4 protein-coding genes are annotated in these 3,410 nt (G+C 75.5%); 1 reads left to right on the forward strand and 3 read right to left on the reverse strand.

The genetic code is table 11. The features are described from left to right. The coding region (locus tag ACFE60_RS18315; RefSeq protein ID WP_375390285.1) for a sensor histidine kinase at window positions 1-1,137 on the reverse strand (1,137 nt) is incomplete at its 3' end. A 91-nt stretch (window positions 1,138-1,228) separates the two neighbouring features. On the opposite strand from ACFE60_RS18315, the gene ACFE60_RS18320 reads away from it, so the two are divergent. After that, window positions 1,229-1,846 (forward strand): TMEM175 family protein, encoded by a 618-nt coding sequence (locus ACFE60_RS18320; RefSeq protein ID WP_375390286.1) that lies wholly within the window; start codon window positions 1,229-1,231, stop codon window positions 1,844-1,846. Here the strand turns inward: ACFE60_RS18320 and ACFE60_RS18325 are convergent. Together ACFE60_RS18325 and ACFE60_RS18330 are read right to left on the reverse strand one after the other, a co-directional pair. After that, window positions 1,779-2,660, reverse strand: a complete 882-nt coding sequence (locus ACFE60_RS18325; protein ID WP_375390287.1) for an LLM class flavin-dependent oxidoreductase — start codon at window positions 2,658-2,660, stop codon at window positions 1,779-1,781. The genes ACFE60_RS18320 and ACFE60_RS18325 overlap by 68 nt on opposite strands. Window positions 2,661-2,712: 52 nt before the next feature. Continuing rightward, the coding region (locus tag ACFE60_RS18330) for a DMT family transporter (protein ID WP_375390288.1) at window positions 2,713-3,410 on the reverse strand (698 nt) is incomplete at its 5' end.

The raw sequence follows: 3,410 nt of genomic DNA on the forward strand, positions 1-3,410 counted from the left end.
CGGCCGCCCGTCGACCGCGGGCTCCCCGGTGGCCGTGTTGACGACCGACACGGTGATGTCGTCGCCGACGCGCCCCAGCGCCACGGCGACGTCCGCGCCGGGCGCGTGCCGGATGGCGTTGCTGGTCGCCTCCTGCACGATCCGGTACGCGGTCAGCGCGGTGAGCGGCCCGACGCCGGCGGTCCACGGCCCGGTCGGCTGCTCGAACCGGGCGGAGGTGCCCGCCCGGCTGACCTGCGCGATCAGCTCCTCCACGTCGCCGAGGCCGGGCTGCGGCCGTCGCTCGGCGTCCTCCTCCGCCCCCCGCAGCACCCGCAGCAGCCCGCGCATCTCCTCGAGCGCCTCCCGCGACTGCTCGGCGATCCGGTCGAACTCGGCGGACGCCTCCTGCGGGAAGCCCGGGTGGCGGAACCGCGCGGTCGAGGACTGCACGGTGATGATCGACAGGCTGTGCGCGACGACGTCGTGCAGCTCGCGGGCGATCCGGGCGCGCTCCTCGACGACCACGCGGCGCTCGGCCTCCTCCGCGGCCAGCCGCCGCTCGTGCACCAGCTGCGTGCGCACCCGGCGCCACTGGGTGACGAGCAGCGCGACGACGATCAGGGCGGCGGAGATGGAGCCGAACACGGCGACGTCGACGGCGGTCTCGTCGCCGCTGGCGGGCCGGAGGAGGGCCGACAGCGTCGCCGACAGCACGACGGCGACCAGCCAGTGCAGCAGCGCGACGGGCAGCGTGGTGCGGGAGGCGACCGCGCCGAGCACCAGGCACTGCGTCACGATCAGCACCGGCGACCAGGGCCACAGCATGGAGGGCGACCCCGCGGAGAGCCACTGCAGGACGAGCGCGGCGGCGAGGGAGAGGGGAGCGGCGACGTTCGGGATCCGCAGCGCCATGGGCACCGCGCCGACGTGCACGATGACGATCGCGAAGGCCAGCGGCAGGGGCACGTCCGATGCCGCCGCCAGCGACGCCTCGACGAGCACGAGCACGACGGCGGCCAGCAGCGCCGCTCCCGGCAGCACGCGGTCGCCGCGCAGGCGGCCGAGCGACCGCCACGCGGGAGCGAGGGCGCGCAGCGCGCGCGCGGGCAGCGGCCGTGCCCGGACGACCGCCGCCCCGGTGGCCTCGGCGGCCATGCCGCCCCCTTCCGCCGTCCTCGACGGTGGTCTCTGAGGCCCTCGACGGGCCGACCGCGCCAGCCTACGTCGGCGGGACTACCGTGACGTCGTGCGGACAGGCCGGGTGGAGGCGTTCAGCGACGGCGTGATCGCGATCCTGATCACGATCATGGTGCTCGAGCTGCCGAAGCCCGCCGGCGGCGACTGGGGCGCGCTCGCCGAGGACTGGCCCGTGCTGCTGGGGTACGTGCTGAGCTTCGTCTTCCTCGGCATCTACTGGAACAACCATCACCACACGTTCCAGGCGGTCTCGAAGGTGAGCGGCGCGGCGCTGTGGGCCAACCTGCACCTGCTGTTCTGGCTCTCCCTCGTGCCGTTCGTCACCGGCTGGATGAGCGAGGAGTGGGTGCGGGAGGGCCGGCTGGCGACCGCCGCCGTGGTGACGTACGGCGCGGTGCTGTTCGGTGCGGGAGGCGCGTTCTTCATCCTGCAGCAGGTGCTCATCCGCCAAGAGGGGCCCGGCTCCACGCTTGCGGCGGCCGTCGGCCCCGACCTGAAGGGCAAGGTCTCGTCGGTGGTCTACAGCGCGGGCATCCTGCTGACGTTCGTCAACCCGGTGGCGGGCATCGCGGCGTACGTCGCAGTCGCCCTGCTCTGGTTCATCCCCGACCGCCGCGTCGAGCGGCAGCTCGCGCATCAGGCGACGGCGGAGCGCCCGGACGCCTGACCGGCTCCGGGCCCGCCTCGACCGCGGCGAGGACCGCGGCCGCGTCGAGCTCGTACGGCCCGAACCGGCTGAGCACCCACGTCGCGCCCGCGTCCGCCCACGGTCGCGGATCGGTGCCGGCGGGGACGTCGACGACGACCTCGAAGGCGTCGAGGTCGCCGCGCCGGCTCGCGACCGCCTCGCGGACCTCGCGGACCCCCTCCGGCCCCGGGTAGCCGATGACGAAGGCGCCGTCGAACCGGGCCGCCCGCTTCAGGGGCGCCTGCTTGCCGAACCGGCCGGCGATCCAGATCGGGATCGGCCGCTCGGGGGCCGGCAGGAACCGCACGTCCTCCGCCCGGTAGTGCGGGCCGAGGTGCTCGACCAGGTGGCCGGACAGCAGCCCGGTGACCACCTCCAGCCCCTCGTCGAGCATCGCGCCGCGGACGACCGGGTCCGCCTCGTCGCCGAAGCGGCTCATCTCCCCGAGCCAGTCGTCGCCCATGCCGAAGCCGAGCACGAGGCGGCCGGGCGCGAGCCGCTCGAGGCTCGCCGCCTGCCGGGCGACGACGTGCGGGCGGCGTCGGGGGAGCGGGGTGACCATCGGGCCGAGCAGGAGGCGCTCGGTGCGCACGGCCATCGCGGCGAGGCAGATCCACGGGTCGGCGATCGCCGCGACCGGCGCGGAGTAGCGCACGTGGTCCCAGACGAACACGCCGTCCCAGCCAGCCGCCTCCGCGACGACCGCGAGGTCCGCCATCGCCGACGGATCCGACAGGGCGTCGAACGGCGAGACGAAGATCCCGCGCCGCGCGCTGCCCGATCGATCGCTCATCGCTCCATCGTGCTCGCTCGAGGGCTCCCGATGCGGACGACGCCCCCGGACGTCATGGGTGGCGCCCCGGCTGGTCCGCCGGGACCGGCGGGTTGCGCGCCAGCAGCACCACGCCGGTGATCGCCACGGCCTCGGCGGCGGCGAAGACCGCGAACGCCCACCCGGGCGCGTGCGCCGCCTGGCCGAGCAGCCCGATGCCGAGCGACACCGCCACCAGCGGGTCGACCACCGTGAGGGCGGCGACGACGAGGTCGGCCGAGCCGGAGGCGTACGCGCACTGGACGAGGGAGATGCCGGCCAGCCCGGCGGCGCCGGTCGCGGCGAGCACCAGCAGGGTGAACGGCGTCGTCGGCCCGATCAGGCCGCCGTGCTGCACGGCCGCGCTCGACCGGTCCAGCACCACCTTCATCAGCGTGGCCACGAAGCCGAAGCAGAGGCCGCCGGCGACCGCGAAGCCGACGGCGGGGATCCGGTCGCGCGCCGCGGCGTAGCCGACCGTGAGGACGACCAGCACGAACCCGACGAGCACGAGCACCGGCGCGACGACGGGCGGCGCCGCGGAGGCGCTGGACGTGGTGAGCGCGGCGGTCAGCACGAAGCCGGTGGTGCCGACGATGCAGACGCCGATGCCCGCGATCCCGCGCCGCTGCAGCCGCGCGTGCGCCAGGCGCCGGTTCAGCAGGGCCGTGACCACGAGGGACAGCACTCCCAGCGGCTGCACGACGGGCAGCGGCGCGAGCAGCAGCCCGA

Origin of the sequence: uncultured Amnibacterium sp., from assembly GCF_964245895.1 — a bacterium.
Lineage (GTDB): Bacteria > Actinomycetota > Actinomycetes > Actinomycetales > Microbacteriaceae > Amnibacterium.

Coding starts and splice junctions, on each gene's coding strand:
- ACFE60_RS18325 (WP_375390287.1), bottom strand. CDS start 2,660: ATGAGCGATCGATCGGGCAGCGCGCGGCGCGGGATCTTCGTCTCGCCG.